The organism is Pseudomonas sp. NPDC090755 (assembly GCF_044769005.1).
Lineage (GTDB): Bacteria > Pseudomonadota > Gammaproteobacteria > Pseudomonadales > Pseudomonadaceae > Aquipseudomonas.
This window is the reverse complement of sequence record NZ_JBIVXC010000020.1, coordinates 48,313-68,912: the sequence shown is the minus strand read 5'-3', so window position 1 is coordinate 68,912 and position 20,600 is coordinate 48,313. Positions and strand designations below refer to the sequence as shown.

Genomic DNA, 20,600 nt, shown 5'->3' with positions numbered 1-20,600 from the left:
TTATTCCTTCCTCAGAAGAGCCAAATCGATATGCAGTAACTTGATAATCTCAAGGCCTACAAAACGCCGCCCCTCGGCAAATGAAGTATCACGCTCGCTGTTGGGTCGATACGACATGTCATACGTTGCACAAGCGGTTTCAATCAGCCATTTCAAAGCGCGTTGTTGCTGTGCGGGCGAAGCCGTACCGGCTGCTACGCCCTTGAGGGCCGCAGCGTCTGCCAATTCATAATGCGGCGGGTACCATGGCGAGGATTTAGCGTCCATTATGACAACCCCAACTTAATGGTCCGTGTTGCCGCTTGTGCAACAGCGACGCCTGCCGTTGTCATCGACACCAGCTTGATCGCCTGCAACCCTGCAAACGGGTTCTCGCTAGCGGTAAATACCAATGTACGATTGGCACTAGTGATGTAAGTCAAGTTGTCGCCGGCAGTATTGAAGACCCCTTGATATGTTGTCGTTCCAGGCACCACCGCCTGAAATCCGATCCGCGCGTCACTCCAAGCAGCAGGCATGCTGATACTGGTCAGGGTCAGGCCGGTGAGGTCTATAGGTTCACTTTCCCCGGTACTGGTGGTGCTCATGGTGATACTGGCGAAAGTTCTATTACTAGGTCGAGGTCGCAATACGTTTGCCATTTTACTTCTCCTTCTTTTGCCGTTTCTGGCGCTTAAGAAACTTGGCTCGTTCTTTTGCCAGTTGGGCATCGATCTTTTTTAACTTCTTAGGTTGCATGTTAGCCACCATCCCGCAACGTAATTAAGTGCCGATATCGGGCTTGACGAGCGTCATCCGCAAGCCACTGCTTCCGGTTAGTGCGCATGCAGCGCTCGCACTCTGCAATTTCACGGACGATGCCGGGGCTGTCTTTCGGGATCGAATTTGCACCGATGGCGCTTTCGAATAAAAATGTCAACGCCTGCACAGTATTGAGCATGACGCCCTGATTGGTTATTTGACTTAAGTGCCTGACCTCATTAGCCGGTAGCTGGTTTAGAAATTGCTGAGCGACTTCCATGTTTGCGGAATATGCCGAACCCCAACGCTGTCTTAGCGTGTTTTCGGTAGCTATTTTCAAGGCTTCATTGCGGCGGTTAAGTTCTTCCCATTCCGCGTCTGTTAGCTCTGAAGTAGATGGCGCGCGTCCCTGCGCTGGGGTACTGCCAACAGGTTTGGTATTGAGCTTCTTGTTAGCTAATACCAGCCATTTCAAGCCAGCGTCTAGGAACTGCTGGCGTTGTTGTAACGTACCACTTAAACCTTGCAGGTGATTAGCGAATGCTTCGGCCAACCAATCACCCTGCTGGTCCTTGGGAAGTTTGAACTGGTGTTGCCGCCTTACTTGTCTTGGTGCCTTGGTGGCGTTATCCATGAAAAATGAAATAGCGGCTTGGATTAAACTCGATGGATAACCCAGTTTGGTAAAGTCAGATAGAAATACACCCGCGATTTCACCTAAAACCGCGTTGATCTGCTGGTTGGTTGTTCCGGGCGGCAGTGGTGAGCCGAATAAAGTCGGGCCGCTACGTTGCCCTTGGTACTCATCGATTTCCCGGTTGCTCAAAGTATCAGGGGAATCGCGCCACGGCGCTGGCGATAGCGGCGCGAGCACAGGCATTCCTTCGCTGTAAGGCTGGATATCGCCGCCACCATCATAAAGATCAAGGTCATTGGCCACGACGCACCCCCGGTCCCCACACGGTCACGTAATCTTCACAGGGGTGGGTTATTTCGACTCCTATCCTTTTCAAAGCCCCCAGCAGACCAGGCAACCGGGATTTTATTTCTTCTACGCTGTCTCCATTAAAGGGCAGATCGGTAATTTCAATAATACGTTCGATCAACGCAAGTTCGCAGGCGCAGTAAAAACCGTAGGGTTCTTTTTCCGTGATGGAGTACAAGGCCGCGATAATCTGTTGTGACAGGGACATGGTATTTTTCCTCGCAATTGCGGAGCGGATATAGAGTGGTAGGCATTGAACGGCAGCTAGCAGTGATTGGTAGAGGGTCATTTTTATTTCCCCTCGGCAATCAACTTGAGCCGTTGCCAGTATAAGGAGCACCGGGGGTGAACTCTTTCTATAGGGATCGGTTGCCCCACTGGATCTGTGGCCACGACAAGTTCGATGGGGGCATAGCTGTTTTCCACCAAAGAACAAAAAGCGCAGGCTTCGCGGCTGTTAATCAAGCGTCTAGTGACTAACGTTTGGGCATCGTTAGCGTTGTCAGGTAGCGCAGTGCAAATAAGAACGTACTGGCCGCTTACATGGCGATAAAGGAGTGTTTCCCAGTTAAGCGCCAATTCCTTTTGCGTTGATTCTCTACGCAATATGTGACTGATAGCAGCCTTGTCGACTTTTTCACCACGCCAGCCCAGTTCGGTGATCGAATCCAGTGGCCTGCGAATGGCCTGGACCTGACGAGCCAGCTTCTGCATAGCCCTAAGGATTTCTTGAACTTCCATTTTATTCGGCCTGAAAACTTGGGTGGGCTTTTAGTTCCTCGATTGCTTTTTCTTTGGAGCTGGCATTAGTCACGATTAAAACATTGTCGGACAGCCTGCGCGCACAGTAGCCATCCATTTGAGAATAGAAGATCTCAAAATTGATCAAGGCTTCCGAGCCATCAGAGATAATTCCAGGTAGTTTTTTATAATCAAGGAGCACCAGCGAGGTGAAACTCTGTGAAGCTTCAATAATCATCAACTCGGCCACGGCTGACCTGTCTTCCCAAATGACGGTGATGCGATCTAGCGCATGCAATCTATGAGCGACCGATAACCATTGACCGGATTCGGTCAATGCCGCCAGTTCCAAGTCACGCGGTACTATCGCGCAATGGCGCACAAACCTATAGTCTTCAAGCGACAGGCGACTTGGTTCCAGTGGCGGGAACTTCTTCTTGGCTTCTGCGGGGAATTCCGGCGAGACTTCTGCGCTGACTTTGCTCATATCGTTCACTCCTGTTAGTGATAACTGGAGTGTGCGCCGTAGTAGCAGTAACGCAATGGCTAGCGGGTGTTACGGATGCTGGTTGTGGTCACAACATAAAACCGTGTTTAACCATGACCTCGCGTATCTTCGCCCGGCTGGGTGCCTTCTCGATGTCGTAGCGTTTCTTGGTATTGCCGTGGTCTTCCTTGTAGTAATTCAGATGCTTTACGACCTTATCGACGCGGAAAGCGTGGTTTACCGCCATCACATCAGATAGCAATGTCGCGTTAGAAAGCGCCAGCAGCACCAGGGCTTCAATCTTATCGGTACGGCATCGGCGAGCATGGGCCGGGTCTGGTTGGGCTGCGCGCAGGCGTTCAAGCTCATCCTCGTAAGCCAGCACCGTGTGCAGCAGGTCGGGTGGCAAGCGGCGGGCAAGCTGGGCGTCGTCGTAGCTGGTAGATCCAGCGGTAGTGTTCATAACTTAAACCCCCTAATCTTGCGCTGCCTTATGCCGTTGTAGACTTTAGAGCCGCGTGGTTGCCAGGGGGTGTCGCGGGATGGCTCACACCGTTCCCAATCCAACAGCGTAATAAGTCGTGCAGTTCTCATTTTGACCTCCCAGGATCGCGCCAGGGCGGCGATCTACCTGCTGGATGAAGCTACCTATTGTCCTTGAGTAGCGCGTCTCTTGCGGCCTAGCTGGCGGTCGGTTTCTTTCGTCCAGGCTAAAAAACCATCATGCCGTGGTAAATCCACCGTGGTAACTCACACTTCGATTTTGCAACATGTTGATTATGTTGGACTTACTTCATTAGTGTGGCTGCTTGCCTAGCAGCGGTAGTGATTTTCGACATGCCCAACGAATGCGATAGCGCGCCGACCTAATGCGACAATCGCGTCTGTTTTTGGGCGGTACGCAGGCAACCAGCCTGGAGTTACTATGCTCGCCAGTTTTCCAATTCAGTTTGTCCACCATGCAAATTCGTTAGAGCAAACTTTGTTTGCGCACTAAGCGAATTAGCAGATCGGCATAGCTCTCGCCCTGGCGCAGTGCAGCCTTCACCAGTGCCGCTTCTTCAGGGGGCAGAAATAACAGCAGCGATTGCCAGCCAGCTGCGCGCCGTTGCGCCCGAAGCGTCCTCATCCGGGCTGCCATCGCTGTTCTCGGTTTCGCTTTCGCCAGCAGCCAGCCCATGCCCAGTAATCGCTCGACCTCTTCGGGTGAGGAAATGGTCCTGGCGTAGCTGCCGTGCACAAGAAGTTTCGCTCTCATTTTTTGCCTGCCTCCCATCAGGTTTATCAGGTTTGAACCCTCAAACCTGATCAAACCCGCGTACTAGAGCGGTCGCGGTCAAAATACCGCGCCGCCGCCGTATACCCTCAAACCCGATCCACAGGCTCTAGGACGGGCCTTTCAGGGCATCAGGTTTCGGGTTTAACCCCTAAGTAAGCGAGTGCGCTAACCTGAGCGCGCACACTCACTCACTTACTGTCCATCAGGTTTAGCCGCCCAAACCTGATAAACCTGATCTGCTAAAACCCTTGATCTAGAGCCTGTGGATCAGGTTTAAGCCGCCAAACCTGATCAAACCTGCTCGGTCAGGTACCACGTTTCGGCTTTGCCGTTACCGCCCCGGCAGGGAACCTGCCTGTGTGTGACGTGCCCGGCGTTCTTCAGCATTTCGAGCATCACCCGCACAAGGTCCTGCTTGATGCCATGCTTCTTGGAAGCGTCGCGGATCTTCGTGTAGGCCATTCCTTCGGTGGGCACGTTGTCGCGTAGCCACTCTAGCAAGCGGTCACTGTGTGCCTGCCGTTCATTGGGTCCAGCTACGCGTTCCATATGGCCGTCCTGCATCACCGCCAGGTAGACCGGCTCCTTCATCTTGTCGCCGTAGTTAGCCTTGACGTGGTGGTAGGCGAGCACCGGTCTACCCAACGCCACGGCGGCATCGCCTAAGCCGATACACTTCTTGCGCACATCCTCGGCAGGTACATCAACCAGCACGACCATCGTGCGCATGGCGCCTGTGAAGGAACCGCCGCCACGCCCGACATAGGCGTCCACGGTCTTGTTGCGCGCCGCGTCCTTCGATACATGACGGACCGTCACCACCGCTGCGCCGGTAGCGTTCGTGATCAGCTTCACCGCCTTGGCAAGCTGTGCCAGATCCTCGTTAAGCTCATCACCGCCATGCATCAGGGCGGCCGTTTCCAGCATGACCAAGATCGCGCCCTGGCAACGCTCGGCGATCAGCTCGATAGCCTCTTCCCGCGCGCTGCAAGTGCCGAATGACTTTGTGGTGAGCATCAGGTCGATTTCATCGCAGCCAAGAACGATCAGGTTTTCGGCAATCGCTCGCTTGGCCTTGGCACGTTCCATAGGGTCTTTGATGTTGCGCAGCCAGGTTTTCACCCGGCGCATGATCTGCGAGCGCGGGTCTTCCCAAGAGGCAAATACCGCCTTGCCCTGCATTGTTTTCAACCCTTGCCAGTCACACCCGGCGCCGACGCAACAGCATTGTTCGACCCCGTTGATGCTCTTGCCGATTCCATGGGCACCGGCGAATTCCCCCGGCACGCCAAGCGGATAAATGGGCTCGATCACGTATTCCTGCGGTAGGTCTTCCGCGTCCAACTCGTCAAGCGTGGTCGGCCTGGTGTCGAAGCGAATGGGCATGGGCGAGGAGGAGGGGATTGGTATGCCCGCGAACGCCCGAATGGTTACGGCGTCGAGCTGGGCCCAGGCCGGGTTATAGGGTGCCAGCCCCGCGAGGATGCCCTGCCAGGACTTGCCCCAGGCCTTTTCCAGCTCTTTCTGGGCAAACTCGGCAGGATCGTGAGGATGCTTGCTGATGCAGTAATCAACCAGTCCCGGCTCTTTGTGCAGCGTGGCCAGCACATCGTCACGCGGCTGGCCGTCGTCCAGCAGGTCGCGCAGCAGGGTGATCATTACATCCGAGCGCTTGCCCTTCGCTAAGGTGCCAGCCACAAGCGCGGCTTGATCATCCGACAAGCCGTAGTCGTCCAGGCGAATAGGTGTGCCGATACGGGGGGGTGGCATGACTGCCTTCGCTTTGGGTGCAACGGGCGGCAGGAAGTCGAAAGCATCAGGGCTGTAGGCTTGATCGTTCTGTTCCAACAGTCGCGCCGGTACTGGTACGCGGCCCTTTTTCAGCTTGCTGGCAGTGGGCAGATTGACGGTCCCCGGCAGCCTCATGATCCGGTCGAGGTTGTGGCAGGCATCGCCGCCCAAGGCCAGCGCCAGCCGTTTGTTGGTCTGCTCCAGGGCATTGGTATTGCCGTCGTGCTCGATAGGTGCCTTGAGCCTGTAGAACACGCCCAGGCCGTTGCCACTATCGATCACGGCGCTGGGCTTGACCGGGAAGGCGTCCAGCGCCGCCAGCAGGCGTTTCTTCGCCACGTCCGGTGCTTCACCGTCACGTGGATCAAGGTCAACGTGGTGATAGCACAGCGCGGCCACGTCGGCCTTGCTGGCCTTCTTGCCAGGATCGCGGATCAGCGCGTTCACAGTGAAATACAGGTTCGCTTTGCCGTTGTGCTGGTCGATGAACTGGGACAGATCGTCGATCCGGTCCGGATGCACGGCGAGGGCGTTGATAGGTCCGTCCAACTCGATGGCGAAGACCTGCACATAGCAGTCGGGCGACCAGTATTCGCTGTGCCGTTTGAGGAAGTCGATAGCTTGCTTACTATCGCTTTCGGGATTAATCTGACCTTCTAGTGTGCTCCCCTTAGCCCCCTTCGCCGCGTCACCGGCAGGGGGCTTTTTCATGCTGGTCATAGCATGCCCCCTACAACAGTGCCGCAGCTTTCGCGGCTTCAGCGGCTTTCGCGGCCAACTGCTTGGCGCGACCGGCCTTGCCGCCAGCAACGGTGTGTGCGGGCGCATCACCACGCGGCTGACCACGCATGAAGGCGCGCACCTCGCCAGCCTTCCAGGCAACCGCCTTAGGGCCGATGCGGACGGGTTGTGGAGCATGCCCAGCCCGCACCCAGGCGAACCAAGATGAGCGGGAGCACTGGCACAGGGCGATGATTGAAGGCAGACGCAGCAGGGCACTATCGGGCAGCGCGTCGATATCGGGCAGGGTGACGGGGACGTGGTTCGGGTAGGTGGCCATGGCTGGCGTCCCTCCTACTAATGAATTAGGAAGTTCGCCCGCCTCATGTTGCCGGGATCTGCTCAAGCGTCCCTGCCTTTGCGGCGTTGGGACGTTCGGTCTGTAACTGAAGTATGTGATACCCCAAAATAGTCCGATGAATCAATACAGGCAAAATGCCTTATAAATAAAACAGTGATTGTCACTGGCAATCACTGTTTTGCAGATTATTTAACTGGCTTCCAATCCTTTCTTGGCCGTTTCATCCAGGAAGTCCGCCCACCATGCCATAATCCTCCTGCGCTGCGGAAGATATTCGGCTTCGTTGTAAATGTTGCGGATATTTTCCTTTACGTGTGCCAACTGGCGCTCGATGGCATCAGCATGGAACAACGGGCGACCTTCGGTATCACATGCTTCATTCAATGCCGTGGAGGCAATTCTTCTAATCCCATGTGTGGTCTGTATGCCGCCGTAACCCATCTTGTCAAAGGCGTGTAACAACGCTCGGCTAGTTAGTGGTTTTTCATAAGAGCGCCCCGGAAAAACGAACTCGCTGCCGCAACCGATTTCTTTTAGCTGTTTTAAAATTTCTATGGCTTGTGGTGTAAGTGGCACTAACAAAGCCAAGCGCTTTTTCATCCGGTCGGCGGGGATACGCAACAGGGCGTTGTCAAAATCGATTTCTGTCCATTCGGCTTTTAGCATTTCATTAGCGCGAAGGAATGTCATGAACGCCAGTTTTACGGCTAACTTTACTGGCTGGTTTTCGTAGGTGTCGATTTTGCGCAGCAAGGCCGGGAGTTCATCAGACGTGACGGCTGGTTGCTTTTTCGCGATATGTACTTCCAGTTCGTCGTCGCTGATATCACCGCTGATGATATGCGTACACAGGTTTCGGGCCTTGGCGTATTTGAAGATCCGGGTAAACAACGCCAGCAGGCGCCGACCGACAGTGCCGGGGCCGATCCTTTCAATGATCGCGATCAAATCAGCGGAGGTAAGGTCACCGATGGGTCGCTTGCCAATGCTTGGGAATACGTGATTCTCGAAAATCGCCCGGGTGTCGTGGGCGTATTTCGGCGTCAAGTGCCGTTGCTTGGCCAGCCATGCCAGCGCTACGGCTTCAAATGCGTTGCTAGTAGCTACTACCTCGGCCTGTTTTTCTGCCTTGCGCGTTGCGCCGGGGTCGGGCTGCTGGCGTAGTTCAGTGGCCTTGAGTCGAGCCTCAGCCAGGGTGGTAGTGGGGTAGGTGCCAAGGCTCAGCAGCTTTTCGACCAATCCCGGTTTTCCGGCATCGGGGCCTATACCTTTGCGGATGCCCATGACCGTGTAGCGGTAACGCCAACGCTTCGCGCCATCGGGGGTGACAAACAGGAACAAGCCGCCGCCGTCAGCCAATTTTTTTACCTTGGCCGGGGCTTCGCACTTGGCGTTCTGGCACTGCGGGTCTTTCAGTTTTTCAATGGCCATGGCGTGGTAACTCCTGCGCTTACCGTGGTAGCTAGGATCAGATTTACCACCAAAACTTGTTGGTTACCACTAGATTTGCTTGGACTGTTTTGGGCTGAAATTTGGGCTGAAAGCCTTGTAATACGTGGCCTGTATGGATACTGCTGGACTTGCTTGGATGCAGGGTGCGCGAATGGCAAAGCGGCGGACCTCGATGCGCACGCCCAGCAACTCGCCGATCAGGCCGGCAAAGTCGGCGGTGAGCCCTTCATATTCCTTGCCGCCGATATTGATGTCGAAGGGCGGGTAGTCCGGCACCGAGGTGCCCAGCAACAACTGGTGCTTGCGCTTGAGCCAGTGTCGGTCGGCGGGCGCCAGCGCCGGGGCGGCGCTGCTGCTCACCGAGCGCGCCAGCAGCTGGCGCACCTCACCCGCTTCCACGGCCTGGGCCGAGAGTGGACACAGGCACAGGAGCAGGACGGCGAGCAAGCGGTTGAGCGCATTCATGGCTGGCTCAGAGCGCATGGCGCCTGGAGAATTCGAGCAGTTCCACCAGCGAACCGACTTCAAGTTTCTCCATGATCCGGGTTTTGTAGGTACTGATGGTCTTGGCGCTGAGGTTCATGCGCGCGGCGATGCTGTTGTTCGACTGCCCGCTGGTCAGCAAGCGCAGCACCATGATTTCCTGGTCCGAGAGCTTGGCCAGGCGCTGCTCTTCGCTCATCAGCGGACTGCGCTGGGCCGACAGGTCGGGAAAGGTTGAGTAGCCCTTGACCATGGCCTTGAGCACGAACAACAGGGCATCGAGGTCTTCATCCTTGTGCACGAACGCCGAGGCGCCGGCATCCAGGCAGCGCCGGGAGAACAGCTCTGCCGGCTGGCCGGTCAGCACCATGATGCGCGGGCAGGGTTCAAGCAGGCGCAGGCGCTTGATTACGCCCAGGCCGTCGACACTGGGCAGGCCGATGTCGAGGATCACCACCTCCGGCTTCAGCTCGCGGGCCATTTGCGCGGCAACGGCACCGTCGCCGGTCTCGCCGACTACGGTGTAGCGTTCGCGCTCCAGCAGCATGCGCACGGCAAGCCGGATGGCGGGGTGGTCATCAACGATCAATACACTGGTCAATGCGCAACTCCTGTCGAGTATGTAGGCAAATTCCCGAATCATTCAGGAGGGCGGTTCCGGCCTGGGCCAAAAAGGGCGCCAACGATACGTCGAATCAGGGTGCGTTAGTACGGGAAGTATAGTGCTGTTGAAAAAGCTGGATGCAGTTGTCGAAAACTCCTACATGTGACTTGTTTTCGACGGTGCAGGGCGGGGTTCAGGCCGAGACGCGCTCGGCCTGGCGAGGGGTCAGAACGACGTGGTGAAGGAGGCGAAGTAGGCGCGACCGGCTTCGTTGTAGGTCAGGGCACCGGCCTCGTCGGAGTTGCCTTCACGGTACAGGCGTTTATCGAACAGGTTGTTGACGCCCACGCGCACACTCAGGTGCTGGTTGAACTCATACCCGCTGCTGATGCCCACCAGCCCGTAGGGGTCGACATCCTTTTGTACGTTCGGGTCCAGCGCTTCATTGGCCCGGGCGTTATAGCCGGGCGCTTCTTGCTTGCCGTAGTAGGTGCCATTGAGCTGGAACGACAGTTTATCGGTGGCGTTCCAGTCCAGGGTGGTGTTGACCGTGTACTTGGGGATGATGCTCAGCGGTTCGCCGGTCTTCTTGTCTTCGGACTCGATCATGTAGGTGAAGTTGGTGTTCCAGTCCAGGCTCGGGGCCAGGGCAATGAACAGGTTGCCTTCCACGCCTTGCACCACTGCCTTGCCGGTGTTCTCCCAGCGCAGGATGCGTCGGCCGTTGGGCAGGCGGAACAGGGTCTGGTTGCCAGCCTGGATCTTGTTCTTGTAGTCGTTGCGAAAGTAGGTTGCGCTGGTACGCCAGGTACCTTTGTCATAGGCCAGGCCCAGTTCCTTGTTGACGCTGGTCTCCGGGTCCAGGTCGGCGTTGCCCAGCAGGTAGCAGCCGCCGTTGTTGATTTCGCTGGAGTTGCAACCAGCGCCACGGCTGTAGAGCAGATAGTTGGGGTTGGCCTGGTACATGTTCGGCGTCTTGTAGGCGCGGGCGATACCGCCCTTGATGCTCAGCGCCTCGGTGAGCTGGTGCGAGGCGTTGAGGCTCGGGCTCCAGTTGCTGCCAAAGTCCTGGTGATGGTCCAGGCGCAGGCCCGGGGTGACGATGGTGGCGCTGCCGACCTCGATATTGTCTTCGCTATACAGGGCGTAGCTATTGGCGGTGCTCTTGGTCTGGGTGCGGTCGAATCCTTGCAGTTCGGCGCCCGGGTCATAGCCTTGCGGGCGCAGGGAGCCCGGGTCATTGAGCGATTCGTAGAGGTACTCGGCGCCCAGGGTCAGCACCTGCTCCAGGCCTGCGCTCAGCGGCAGGTTGACCTCGCCGGTGGCGCGGGTGTTGCGCAGGCGTGACTCGAAACGTCCGGCACCGTCCGACGGCGCACCTTCGCCCCAGCCGGCCAGGCCTTCGTTGAGGCGGTCGTTGCGGGTCAGGTCGTAGGACAGCGAGGCCATGCTGCTGCCCCAGGCGTAATCGCCGCGGTGGGTGGCGGCGAAGCTCGAACGCTGCATGACGTTGGTTTCCTTGCCCACCTGGCTCTCGACGAACTCGCCACCGGCATTGAGCATGGTGTCACCGGCAAAGATGTTGCCCTGGCGGCTGTAGCTGGACTCCAGGTCCAGGGTGTTGGCCGGGTCGATGGTCCAGCTCAGCAGGCCGCTGATGTCCTTGTTGCGCACGCCTTCGCGGCCGGCCATCAAGGAGTCCTCGAAGGCCTGGTGGGCGCTGTTGATCTGCATGTCGTCGGCATTGGTCTTGTTCAGGCTGCCGTAGACCCGGAAGATCACATCATCGCTGATCGGCCCGCTGAGGCTGAAGTTGGCGCGCTTGCTCATGCCTTCGGCGTCGTCCTCGGGGAAGGAGCCGAACAGGGTCATGGAGGCGCGCAAATCCTGGGTCGGGCGTTTGGTGATGATGTTCACCACACCGCCCATGGCCCCCGAGCCATAACGGGCGGCGGCCGGGCCGCGCAGGATCTCGATGCGCTCGACCTCTTCTGCCGGCACCCAGTTGGTTTCGCCGCGGGTATCGCGATCGCCGCTCCAGCCGTAGCGCACGGCATTGCGCGAGGTGGACGGTTTGCCGTCGATGAGGATCAGGGTGTTTTCCGGGCCCATGCCGCGCAGGTCGACCTGACGGTTGTTGCCACGCGCACCGCTGGTGCTGTTGCCGGTGAGGTTGACGCCGGGTTCGCGGCGGATGATCTCCGAGAGGTCGTTGACCGGTGGGCGCTTCTTGATGTCTTCGGCGGTGATGATCGATACCCCGGGGGCCTGTTTGAGTTCTTCTTCGGCAGTGCCCAGGACTCGGGTGTTTTCCAGTTCGATGGCCTGGCGGCTGCCGGCGACCGGCAGATCGGTGGCCTGGACCGGGACTTCGTCGGCTGGCAGGGGGGCAGCGGTGAGCGGGGTGGCGCCCAGGGTTGCCAGCAACGCAATACTCAAGGGGCTGTAGGTGAAGCGCGACGCCATGTCAAAGTTCTCCATGAACAAACGAAGCGCCGAATGATAAGTATTAGCATTCGCATGTAAAGTGTCAGGGAGAAAAATAAAATATTAACAAGGGCTCTGGGGTAAGGGTTTCAGGGGGTATGGGTCTTTGGCTGGGTGTTTAAGGTGCGAGCTTATCCATTTGGTGTGGTGAGGCTGCCGGCCCCTTCCGCCCTTACGGCGGCCTACTTTTTTCTTGGAAAAAGTAGGCAAAACCGCCTGCTCCTACATACGGCCCTACGCTTCGCTTCGGGTCCCTTCGCTCCGGCGTCTTCCGGGGCCACGCGGCCTACGACTTGCTTCGCCAAGTCTACGGCTCGCGCTCTTCGGCTACGCCGAAGGTGCTACGCACCGGCCCCTACAGACACCTCCACTCAGCCTCCTGAAGTCGCAAAGTTACGGGCGGCGTCTGGAATGGCTTTATCTTCGAAAACAGATTGTGCAGTGGATAATTGCCACCGCAAGACAAGCTTCGCACGCGAAGCGAACACAACGACTTGCTGTCGCTTTTGCTCTGGCTTTTGCTTTTGCTCTTCATACGCGCAGGTTCAGACGCCACAGATCTGCGACTTCAGAAGGCCGAGTGGAGGCACCTGTAGGGGCTGGTGCGTAGCACCTTCGGCGTAGCCGAAGAACGCGAGCCGTAGACTTGCGTAGCAAGTCGTAGTGCCGCGTGGCCCCGGAAGGTGCCGTAGCGAGGGTACCCGAAGCGCAGCGTAGGGCCGTATGCAGGAGCGAGCGGTTTTGGTTCCTTTTGCCAAGACAAAAGGAACCCGCCGTAAAGGCGGAAGGGGCCGGCAGCGTCGCCGCATCCAATGGATAAGCTCGCAACCTGAACACCCAAGCCCAAGCCCAAGGACCTGATCCCCCAAAATCCCGAGAAGAAAAAAAAGGACCGCAACCACCCCCATCGGTAGTTGCGGTCAAGCGGGAAAACGAAGGAGAACCGCGGTTGCTGTGTTACCCATCGCAGGCTACGCCAGCTCCCACAGAGAACACTGCAAAACCTTGTGGGAGCTGGCGTAGCCTGCGATGGACGGCCAAGCCGTCCTGTTATTGCTGCAAGACGGACGCCTGGTTGCCATTGCCAAACTGCTGGACAGTGGCGTTCATGTTCGCGCCGCTCTGGTCGACGACGGCCTGGTTGTAGGAACCGCCCTGGGTCACGTAGGAGACATTGGCACCATTGACACCATCGGTCTGGGTGATGGTGGCCTTGTTGTTGTCACCGTACAGCTGCCAGGTGTAGCTCTGGTTGCCGGTACCGGACTGGTCCAGCAGGATGCTGTTGGTGGATCCGGTGCTGGAGCCGGTGGCGTAGTTGTTGGTCCCACGCTGATCGGCGATCAACAGGTTGTCGCTGCCGTTCTGCTCGAAGTACAGCTCGTTGTTGCTGTCGGACTGGGTCACCTCGGCCGTGTTGGTATAACCGGTCTGGTTCAACCGGGCCAGTTGGTTCATGTTGTTCTGGGTCAGGTTGGCACTGTTGCCGGTGCCGTTCTGGTTGATCTCGGCGCGCTGGTTGCTGCCGAACTGACCGCCGGATTTTTCGCCTTTCCAGTTGCTGGCCAGCACCTTGTTGCCGGTACCTGTGGAGGTGACCGAAATGACATGGTTGTCGCCATTCTGGTAGGTGAAGCTGAGGTTGTTCTGGCCGCTCTGGACCAGGGTGGTGGTCGACTGCAGCGACTCGAACTGGTCGGCGTAGAGGGCGTTCAGGCTGCCCACCTGGAGCACGCTGGCGATGTTGCCGTCACCGAAGCTCTGGTCGACGATGGTTTCGTTGGTCTGGCCATATTGGGTGATCGACGCCTGGGCGCCCAGCTGGGTGTCCTGCCAGACCTCGGTGGAGTTGCCCGTGCCGGACTGGGAAATGGTCACGGTACCGCCCTGGCCCTCGCGCTGGTCGCCATAGGCCCAGTTGTCGTCACCGGCCTGGTAGATGCCGATCTGGCCGTTGTTGTGGTTGATGTGCTCGGCGGCGCTGTAGTTGTTGTTACCGGTCTGGACGCTGGTGGCAGTGTTGCCGCCGCCACTGAACAGCTGTTCGACGTACGCCCGGTTGTCTGAGCCGTACTGCAGGGTAGTGCCCTGGCTGCCGGTCTGGCTGTCCTGGTAGACGAACGAGAAGTTGCCGGTGCCTTGCTGGGTCTGCTGGGCGTTGTTCTCGGTGCCCAGGGACTGGCTGGCATGGGCGACGTTGAGGGCGCCGGTCTGGTTCTGGTGGATTTCACTTGTGAATTCGTACAGTTGCTCGGCGTAACCGGCGTTGTAGTCGCCGGCAGCGTCCTGCCAGATCGGGCTGTTGCCGCCTTCCTGCTTGATGGCGTGGTTGTTGCCTTCACCGTACTGGTTCTGGGTAGCGGTGCTGTAAGGCGCGGCAGACTGCTTGACCTCGGCGATGTTCTCGGTGCCGGCCTGGTTCTGGGTCGACAGGCTGTCATCGGCCATGACCTGGCCGGCAACGGCCAGGACAATGGCGGCGCTTAGGGGAGCGAGCTTGAACATGGTGGTGCCTCCAGGTTTCTATCGGTATTGATTGACTTGCACGCGCTGGCCGTTGCCGGCCTGGACCACGGAGCTGGAAAGCCCCGAGCCGGACTGGGCGATGCTGGCGCTGTTGCTGTTTCCGTACTGCTCGATCTGCGCACGGTTGTTGCTACCGCTCTGGGTGATCGATGCGTTGTTGCCATACCCCTGTTGGTTGATGGTGGCCATCAAGTCGTTGCCTTGCTGCAGGATGTAAGCCTCCTGTGCACCACCGGACTGGACGATGCGGCCCAGCAGGGCCTGGCCGTCCTGGCCGATGGCGGCGCGGTTGGACTTGCCGTCCTGTCCGATCAGTGCCTGCTGCCCGGCGCCGGCCGGCAGTGGCTGCATGGACAGCGGTTCGCCCAGGTCGCCGCCAGGGCCGATGTCGGCGTTATCCATCAAGTCGTCGGCCAGGGCGGCCTGACCGATCAGGGTCAGGCAGAGCAGCAGGGTGGTCAGGCGCGCCATGGTCGTTTCTCCTTGGGTTACTGCACGGTGACCGGCACGGTGCGGACGGTGCCCTGGCTACTGCGGATAGTGGCCGACGGCGCCGCGGTCGGAATCACCGTGGTGCTGTTGCTCACCGCCAGGCGCCAGCGTCCGGTCAACGGCACCGTGGTACTGCCCAGGGTGACCAGCCCGGTCGGGGTGGTGACCTGCACGGTGATGGTGTTGCCGGTGGTCACCGACGAGGTGCCCGAGATGTCCCAGTTGTAACGGTTGTTGGAGCGCGCCGTGACGGTGGCGGCGGTTACCGCGAAGGTTTCCGCTGCCGGCCGTGGCGACACCTGCACGCTCACCGTGGCCGGTGCCGAGAGGGCGCCGAGGCTGTCCTGGGCGATGTAGGTGAAGGTGGCGGTGAAGGCTGCCGTGATGACGGCCGGTGGGGTGTAGATGACCTGGGTGCCATCGGTGGTTACCGTACCGCGGCCGGGTGCTGGCTGGCCGACGCTGGCGACGGCCAGGGGGGTGTTGCCTTCCGGATCGCTGTCGTTGGCCAGTACGTTGATCGGCAAGGTCACGCCCAGGGTCGCTGCCGTGTCGTTGACAACGGTGGGCGCCTGGTTGGGTGCGACGTTGACGGTCACCGTGGTGACTTGCGACTTCATCCCTTTCTTGTCCTGGGCCCGGTAGGTGAAGGTGGCGGTCATCGGCGCGGTCACCACCGGTGGCGGGGTGTAGACCACGGCGGTGCTGCCGCTCAGGGCGACGCTGCCCAGGCCCGTGTCCGGTTGGGTCAGGTCGGCGATGCTCAATGGCACATCACCGTCCGGGTCGCTGTCGTTGGTCAGCGGGTTGAGGGTCAGCGGCACGCCGAAGCTGGTGCTGCCGGCGTCAGCCTGGGTCACGGGCGGCTGGTTCTCGGCCTCCACAGGCGCGTTGCCGACCACCACGACCGCCTCGGTATCGCTGCCGCCGGCAGCGGACTTGATGGTCACGGTGGCCGGAGGCTGGGGCAGGTCGTTGACGGTCAGGGTCTGCACGGTGCCGGACTTGGACAGGCGGCCATAGCCCTGGGCAACCAGGTCGGGCACCTGCACTTCGTCACTGGAACTGGCTTCGATGCGCAGGCGCTTGTTGGCCCAGTCGTACCGTGCGGTGGTGACCTTGACTACGTCGCTGAGCTTGCTTGAGAGCGCGGTGGGGCGGTTGACGCCGGTCGGGTCGGTGGCGGTGACCACCACCACCGGTGGCGGCGCGGCACTGCTCAGGTGATGGGCGAAGAACAGGCCGTTGTTGTCGGCCAGCAGGTTGAACTGGCAAGGCGAAGGCGGGGTGCCAGGCACCAGCGCCAGGCTTTCACGGAAGCACAAGGTGGCGTTGTTGGGCGCCTTGGCGAACACCTCCACGCGGGTGCCGGCCGAGGTGCGCCGGTAGCTGGCGCGCTGCAGTTCGGCGGCGACCTGGTTGCGTGGGTCCAGGACCTTGCCGGAGACGGTGAACAGGTTGGTCTGGATGGTGCCGGGTGGACCTTCGATGCGCACGAAGTTGGTGTTGAACGGGCTGCCGATCACAGGTTCAGTGATGTTCGGGTCACCAATGAAGGTTTCCAGGGCAGAGGTGTCGGGGTTGACCTCTTTGTAGGGCCCTCCGACGCCGCGCAGGAACGGACCGAGCGCACCATTGAGTGCGCCACTGAAGTTGCCCGGTGCGCCGATGCCCACGTCGCGGGTGATGTTGATCGCCCGCCGACCCGGGGCGGTGACATTGACCGTCTCTACACCATAGGGGTGGGTGATCTTATAGGTGCCGGCCTGGGGTACCGAGACACGGATGCGGATACGGGCAAAGCTCTGCTGGTCGCCATCGACCGGATTCTCGGCGGCGAAGGCCGCTTCGATGCCGGCGACATAGACGTCCATTTCATAGCCGCTGTTGCCCACTGCCGGAATCGAGGTTTCCGCCAGGTACCAGAACATCTCCGGTGGCCAGTTGTCCGGGAACACCAGGGGCAGCGCGTCGTCATAGACACCGGGCTCGGGCAACAGGGTACACATGTAGGCCGGAGGCACCGAGACCCCCACCCGCGAGCTCGCCGCCCGCGACTGACACAGCTCCAGGGAGAGGTTGTCGTGGTCCTGGTACCACATCGGGTAACGCCCGGTGGCCAGGGTGTAGGGGCCCGGATCGACCGCCTTGAGGCCGGCCCAGGCAGTGCCGGCCAGCGAGAGGGAGAGCCCGGCTGCGCACAGCGCCAGGCGTGGCCAGTTGTTCATGGTGCCTCCTGCTACGGGACGTGGCGTGATGATGTTCATGGCACAAGCACCACTTCTTCAGTGTCGGTACCGCCATTGGCGCTGGTCACCGTGACCTTGGCCGGCGGGATCGGCGAGAGCCCGGTGCTGAGCGTCTTGACCGCACCGTCGCCGCTCAGGGTGCCGATGGTGGCGCCGTTTCCGGTGGTGGCGACGAGGCCCGGAGGGCTGGTTTCATCGCTGGTGGAGGCGACCAGGGTCAGTAGCCCTGAGTTCAGGTTGAACTCGGCGCGCTCGATCACCACCAGATCGGTGAGCGGCAGGGTCAAGGTGGTCGGGGTGCTGCTGGGGATCGCCAACTGGTTGTCGGCAGTTACCTGAAGACTCAGTGGCAAGGCGGGGTTGAGTGCCGACTGGGCGTACCAGGCGCCGGTGCTGTTGGCCTCGGTGAGGCTCAGGTTCGGGGTCTGGCTGATCAGGGTGGCGGTGCCCGGTGGCGGCGGGGCCTGCACGAACACATCCTGCTGGGCGCGCAGGTCGCCGTTGTCGCTGACGCGCGAGTAGGTGCTGCGCTGGGCGATGATCGGCGTGGGTCGGACTACATTCGAGAGTTTGCCGGTCACCGAGAACAGCTCGGTACGCAGGTCCAGGCCGTTGGGCCCCTCGATGCGTACGAAGTTGGTGTTGAACGGGCTGCCGGTGACGGCTTCGTTGAGGTTCGGGTCGCCGATGTAGCGCTCGCTGGCGCCGGTCTCCGGGTTGGTTTCGGTGTAGGGACCGCCGACGCCGCGCAGGAACGGACCGACGTCGCCCGTGAGGGCGCCGGTGTAGGTCTTCGGCGAACCGATACCGATGTCGCGGGTCATGTTGATCGCGCGCCGACCGGCAGCGGGCACATCGAATACCTCGACACCGTAAGGGTGGGTGACGATGTAGGTGCCGGCGGTCGGTACATCGACACGGATACGCACCCGGGCGAAACTCACCTGGTCACCGTCGTGCACTTCTTCGGCGGCGAAGGCCGCCTCGATGGCGGTGCCGTAGCTCAGGTCGATACCGCGGGCGGCGTCGACGATCGCCGCGTCTGCGGTGAACCAGAAGGTTTCGTCGGGGTAGTTGGTGGGGAAGCTGATCGGCAGGGTGTCGTCGAACACCCCGGGCGCAGGGTTGAGGACGCACATGTACGAAGGCGCACCGGGGGCACCGGCTACCCGCGAACTGACGGCCTTGGACAGGCACAGGTCGAGTACCCTGCCATGGGTGTCCTGGTACCAGGCGGCGAACCCGCCGGTTGCCGGCAGGTAAGGGCCGGGGTCAACATCGAACAGCGCGGCCTGGGCCGGTGTCTGGATCAGGCCGGCCAGGATCAGCAAAGCCAGTGGGTGGGGCGTTGGACGGTGCATGAGTCTTCCCTCTCGCAATCGGGCCCATGGACTTGGGTCGTCTGCTCAAGGGTCGGCAACTTCCGTACCAGTTTCGGCAAAGCCTTGTGCTGCCTGGCCTGCAGAGAAAAACAGGGTTGGGATGGGGGGCGCGGCGCGGGGCCGATGACCCAGGGTTGGGGGCGATTGGGGGAGTGCAGGGGGCAATCGCAGGTAACTGGTCTATAACCTTAGAAGTCATCTGCCGGGAGTTCGCGATGGATCTGCAGTCACGCCTGGACTCACCGTCCCAACCTGCCGCCACCGTTGAACAGGGCACGGGCAAGCGGCCATTCAATCTGCTGCGCTGGTATGCCTTTGTCAGCCTGGCGATCATCCTTTCGGTGGCCGTGGGCCTGGGGCTGATTTCCAGTCGCTTCGTGATCAACCAGAGCGTCGAGCGCGATGCCCTGCTGACGGCCCAGTTCATCCAGGCCATCGCTTCGGCTGAAGTGCGTCATGTGTCCATTCCCAACGTGCGGACCATGGGCGAGCTGCTCGACCCGCGCATGGACCAAAGTTTTCCCGACGTCGATCCCCAGGCCCGGCGCAGTGCCCGTGGCGAGTTCCTCGATCACGTCGCCAACCTGCCGGATATGCTCCTGGCCAACATCTATGCGCCGGACCGCATGGTGATCTGGTCGAGCAACCCGGCCCTGGTGGGCAAGATGATCGAAGCCGACGACGACCTCGAGCGTGCCTTCGAGGACAAGGTCGGGGTCTCGGCCAGCTATCACGATGTCGACCAGGCCCGCAGCGAGCAGAAGTTCATCACCCCGCCCGAGCAGCTGTTCATCGAGAACTACATTCCGCTGTTCGACGCCGATGGTCAGAACGTCACCGCCATGGTCGAAATCTACAAGGAGCCCCGTGACCTGATTCTGCGTATCGAACGCGGCCTGGTGTTGATCTGGCTGGCGGTGGCGGTGGGCGCGGCACTGGTCTACGGCGGCCTGTACTGGCTGATGCACCGGGCCAACCGGCAACTGGCGGTCCAGCAAAAGCGCCTGATCAACAACGAGACCTTCGTCGCCCTGGGTGAGATGTCCTCGGCGGTGGCCCACAGCCTGCGCAACCCGTTGGCCAGCATTCGCTCCAGTGCCGAGCTGGCCCAGGAAATAGAAGAGGGCCCGGCACAGAAGAACATCGGCGATATCATCAGCCAGGTCGACCGCATGTCGCACTGGGTACGCCAGTTGCTGCAGTCGTTGCGCCCGCTCAATGACGAGGCCGAACCGGTCGAGATCGAGCCGGTGCTCAAGGACAGCCTGCAGGCCTTCATTCTGCAGTTGCGGCGCCAGGGCATCGAGGTACAGGTGGGGCCCCTGGCCGATGTGCGGGTGCTCAGCCAGCCGGTGTTGCTCGGGCAGATCTTCAACAGCCTGATCGCCAACGCCCTGGAGGCCATGGCCGAGGGGGGAGTGCTGCGCGTGGAGCAATTGTCGAAGGGGCGCAAGAGCGTGATCCTGAGGGTGCGCGACAGCGGCAAGGGCATGACCGAGGAGCAGCTGCGCATGGCGCTCAAGCCGTTCTACACCACCAAGCAAGGGGGATTGGGGGTTGGCCTGGTGCTGGTCAAGCGCATCATGGAGCGCTTTGGCGGCTCGGTGCGCCTGAGCAGCCAGGAAGGCGAGGGCACCACCGTACAGCTGACCTTTCGCGTGGCGCGCTTGCCGGCGACGAAGTGAAATCTACACCGTTTTTGACCCGACTCTGGGGGGGATACGTCCCCACCTTAATGGCTCAGGCTGCACTGCATTGCCAGCTAATACCTTGATTAATAACGAATACATATCTTGATACAAATTTGGCCGGCTAGTTGC

Annotated in this window: 19 protein-coding genes; 1 reads left to right on the top strand and 18 read right to left on the bottom strand. The window is 60.0% G+C overall.

Annotated features, from left to right (window positions below; translation table 11 throughout):
* From ACIQUS_RS23170 to ACIQUS_RS23085, 18 genes are all read right to left on the bottom strand, one after another.
* Entirely contained in the window at positions 1-267 is a 267-nt protein-coding gene (locus ACIQUS_RS23170) for a hypothetical protein (protein ID WP_403052057.1), read from the bottom strand.
* Positions 267-641, bottom strand: coding sequence for a hypothetical protein (locus ACIQUS_RS23165; RefSeq protein ID WP_403052054.1), 375 nt, complete (start codon positions 639-641; stop codon positions 267-269). Before ACIQUS_RS23165 ends, ACIQUS_RS23170 begins: the two co-directional genes overlap by 1 nt.
* Before the next feature lie 98 nt (positions 642-739).
* The gene (locus ACIQUS_RS23160) at positions 740-1,681 is read right to left on the bottom strand and encodes a hypothetical protein (protein ID WP_403052051.1); all 942 of its coding nucleotides are present in this window, start codon (positions 1,679-1,681) and stop codon (positions 740-742) included.
* Entirely contained in the window at positions 1,671-1,934 is a 264-nt protein-coding gene (locus tag ACIQUS_RS23155) for a hypothetical protein (RefSeq protein ID WP_403052048.1), read from the bottom strand. Before ACIQUS_RS23155 ends, ACIQUS_RS23160 begins: the two co-directional genes overlap by 11 nt.
* 83 nt (positions 1,935-2,017) lie before the next feature.
* Positions 2,018-2,467, bottom strand: coding sequence for a hypothetical protein (locus tag ACIQUS_RS23150; protein ID WP_403052045.1), 450 nt, complete (start codon positions 2,465-2,467; stop codon positions 2,018-2,020).
* Between the two features lies 1 nt (position 2,468).
* A complete protein-coding gene (locus tag ACIQUS_RS23145) occupies positions 2,469-2,954 on the bottom strand; it encodes a hypothetical protein (protein ID WP_403052042.1) in 486 nt (161 codons plus the stop codon).
* Positions 2,955-3,042: 88 nt separating this feature from the next.
* On the bottom strand, positions 3,043-3,417 hold the full coding sequence (locus ACIQUS_RS23140; RefSeq protein ID WP_403052039.1) for a hypothetical protein: 375 nt from the start codon (positions 3,415-3,417) through the stop codon (positions 3,043-3,045).
* Between the two features lie 507 nt (positions 3,418-3,924).
* Positions 3,925-4,212 carry a hypothetical protein gene (locus tag ACIQUS_RS23135; protein WP_403052036.1) on the bottom strand — a complete coding sequence of 96 codons (288 nt, stop codon included), beginning with the start codon at positions 4,210-4,212 and terminating at the stop codon, positions 3,925-3,927.
* 312 nt (positions 4,213-4,524) lie between these two features.
* Positions 4,525-6,744 carry an AAA family ATPase gene (locus tag ACIQUS_RS23130; protein WP_403052033.1) on the bottom strand — a complete coding sequence of 740 codons (2,220 nt, stop codon included), beginning with the start codon at positions 6,742-6,744 and terminating at the stop codon, positions 4,525-4,527.
* A 10-nt stretch (positions 6,745-6,754) separates the two neighbouring features.
* A complete protein-coding gene (locus ACIQUS_RS23125; RefSeq protein WP_403052030.1) occupies positions 6,755-7,084 on the bottom strand; it encodes a helix-turn-helix transcriptional regulator in 330 nt (109 codons plus the stop codon).
* A gap of 210 nt (positions 7,085-7,294) precedes the next feature.
* Positions 7,295-8,536 (bottom strand): tyrosine-type recombinase/integrase, encoded by a 1,242-nt coding sequence (locus tag ACIQUS_RS23120; RefSeq protein ID WP_403052027.1) that lies wholly within the window; start codon positions 8,534-8,536, stop codon positions 7,295-7,297.
* A 69-nt stretch (positions 8,537-8,605) separates the two neighbouring features.
* Complete coding sequence (locus ACIQUS_RS23115; RefSeq protein ID WP_403052024.1) at positions 8,606-9,022, bottom strand: hypothetical protein; 417 nt, start codon at positions 9,020-9,022, stop codon at positions 8,606-8,608.
* Positions 9,023-9,029: 7 nt separating this feature from the next.
* Positions 9,030-9,641, bottom strand: coding sequence for a response regulator (locus ACIQUS_RS23110; protein ID WP_403052022.1), 612 nt, complete (start codon positions 9,639-9,641; stop codon positions 9,030-9,032).
* 228 nt (positions 9,642-9,869) lie between these two features.
* Positions 9,870-12,110: a FepA family TonB-dependent siderophore receptor gene (locus tag ACIQUS_RS23105; protein WP_403052019.1), complete on the bottom strand. Its 2,241-nt coding sequence runs from the start codon at positions 12,108-12,110 to the stop codon at positions 9,870-9,872.
* Positions 12,111-13,181: 1,071 nt separating this feature from the next.
* On the bottom strand, positions 13,182-14,636 hold the full coding sequence (locus tag ACIQUS_RS23100) for a curlin (protein WP_403052016.1): 1,455 nt from the start codon (positions 14,634-14,636) through the stop codon (positions 13,182-13,184).
* 18 nt (positions 14,637-14,654) lie between these two features.
* Positions 14,655-15,128: a curlin gene (locus tag ACIQUS_RS23095; RefSeq protein WP_403052013.1), complete on the bottom strand. Its 474-nt coding sequence runs from the start codon at positions 15,126-15,128 to the stop codon at positions 14,655-14,657.
* 17 nt (positions 15,129-15,145) lie between these two features.
* Positions 15,146-17,377, bottom strand: coding sequence for an Ig-like domain-containing protein (locus tag ACIQUS_RS23090; RefSeq protein ID WP_403052010.1), 2,232 nt, complete (start codon positions 17,375-17,377; stop codon positions 15,146-15,148).
* Positions 17,378-17,412: 35 nt separating this feature from the next.
* Positions 17,413-18,759: a hypothetical protein gene (locus tag ACIQUS_RS23085; protein ID WP_403052007.1), complete on the bottom strand. Its 1,347-nt coding sequence runs from the start codon at positions 18,757-18,759 to the stop codon at positions 17,413-17,415.
* A gap of 236 nt (positions 18,760-18,995) precedes the next feature.
* Between ACIQUS_RS23085 and ACIQUS_RS23080 the strand changes: the two genes are divergently transcribed.
* The gene (locus ACIQUS_RS23080) at positions 18,996-20,465 is read left to right on the top strand and encodes a sensor histidine kinase (protein ID WP_403052004.1); all 1,470 of its coding nucleotides are present in this window, start codon (positions 18,996-18,998) and stop codon (positions 20,463-20,465) included.
* The last annotated feature ends 135 nt before the right edge of the window (positions 20,466-20,600 follow it).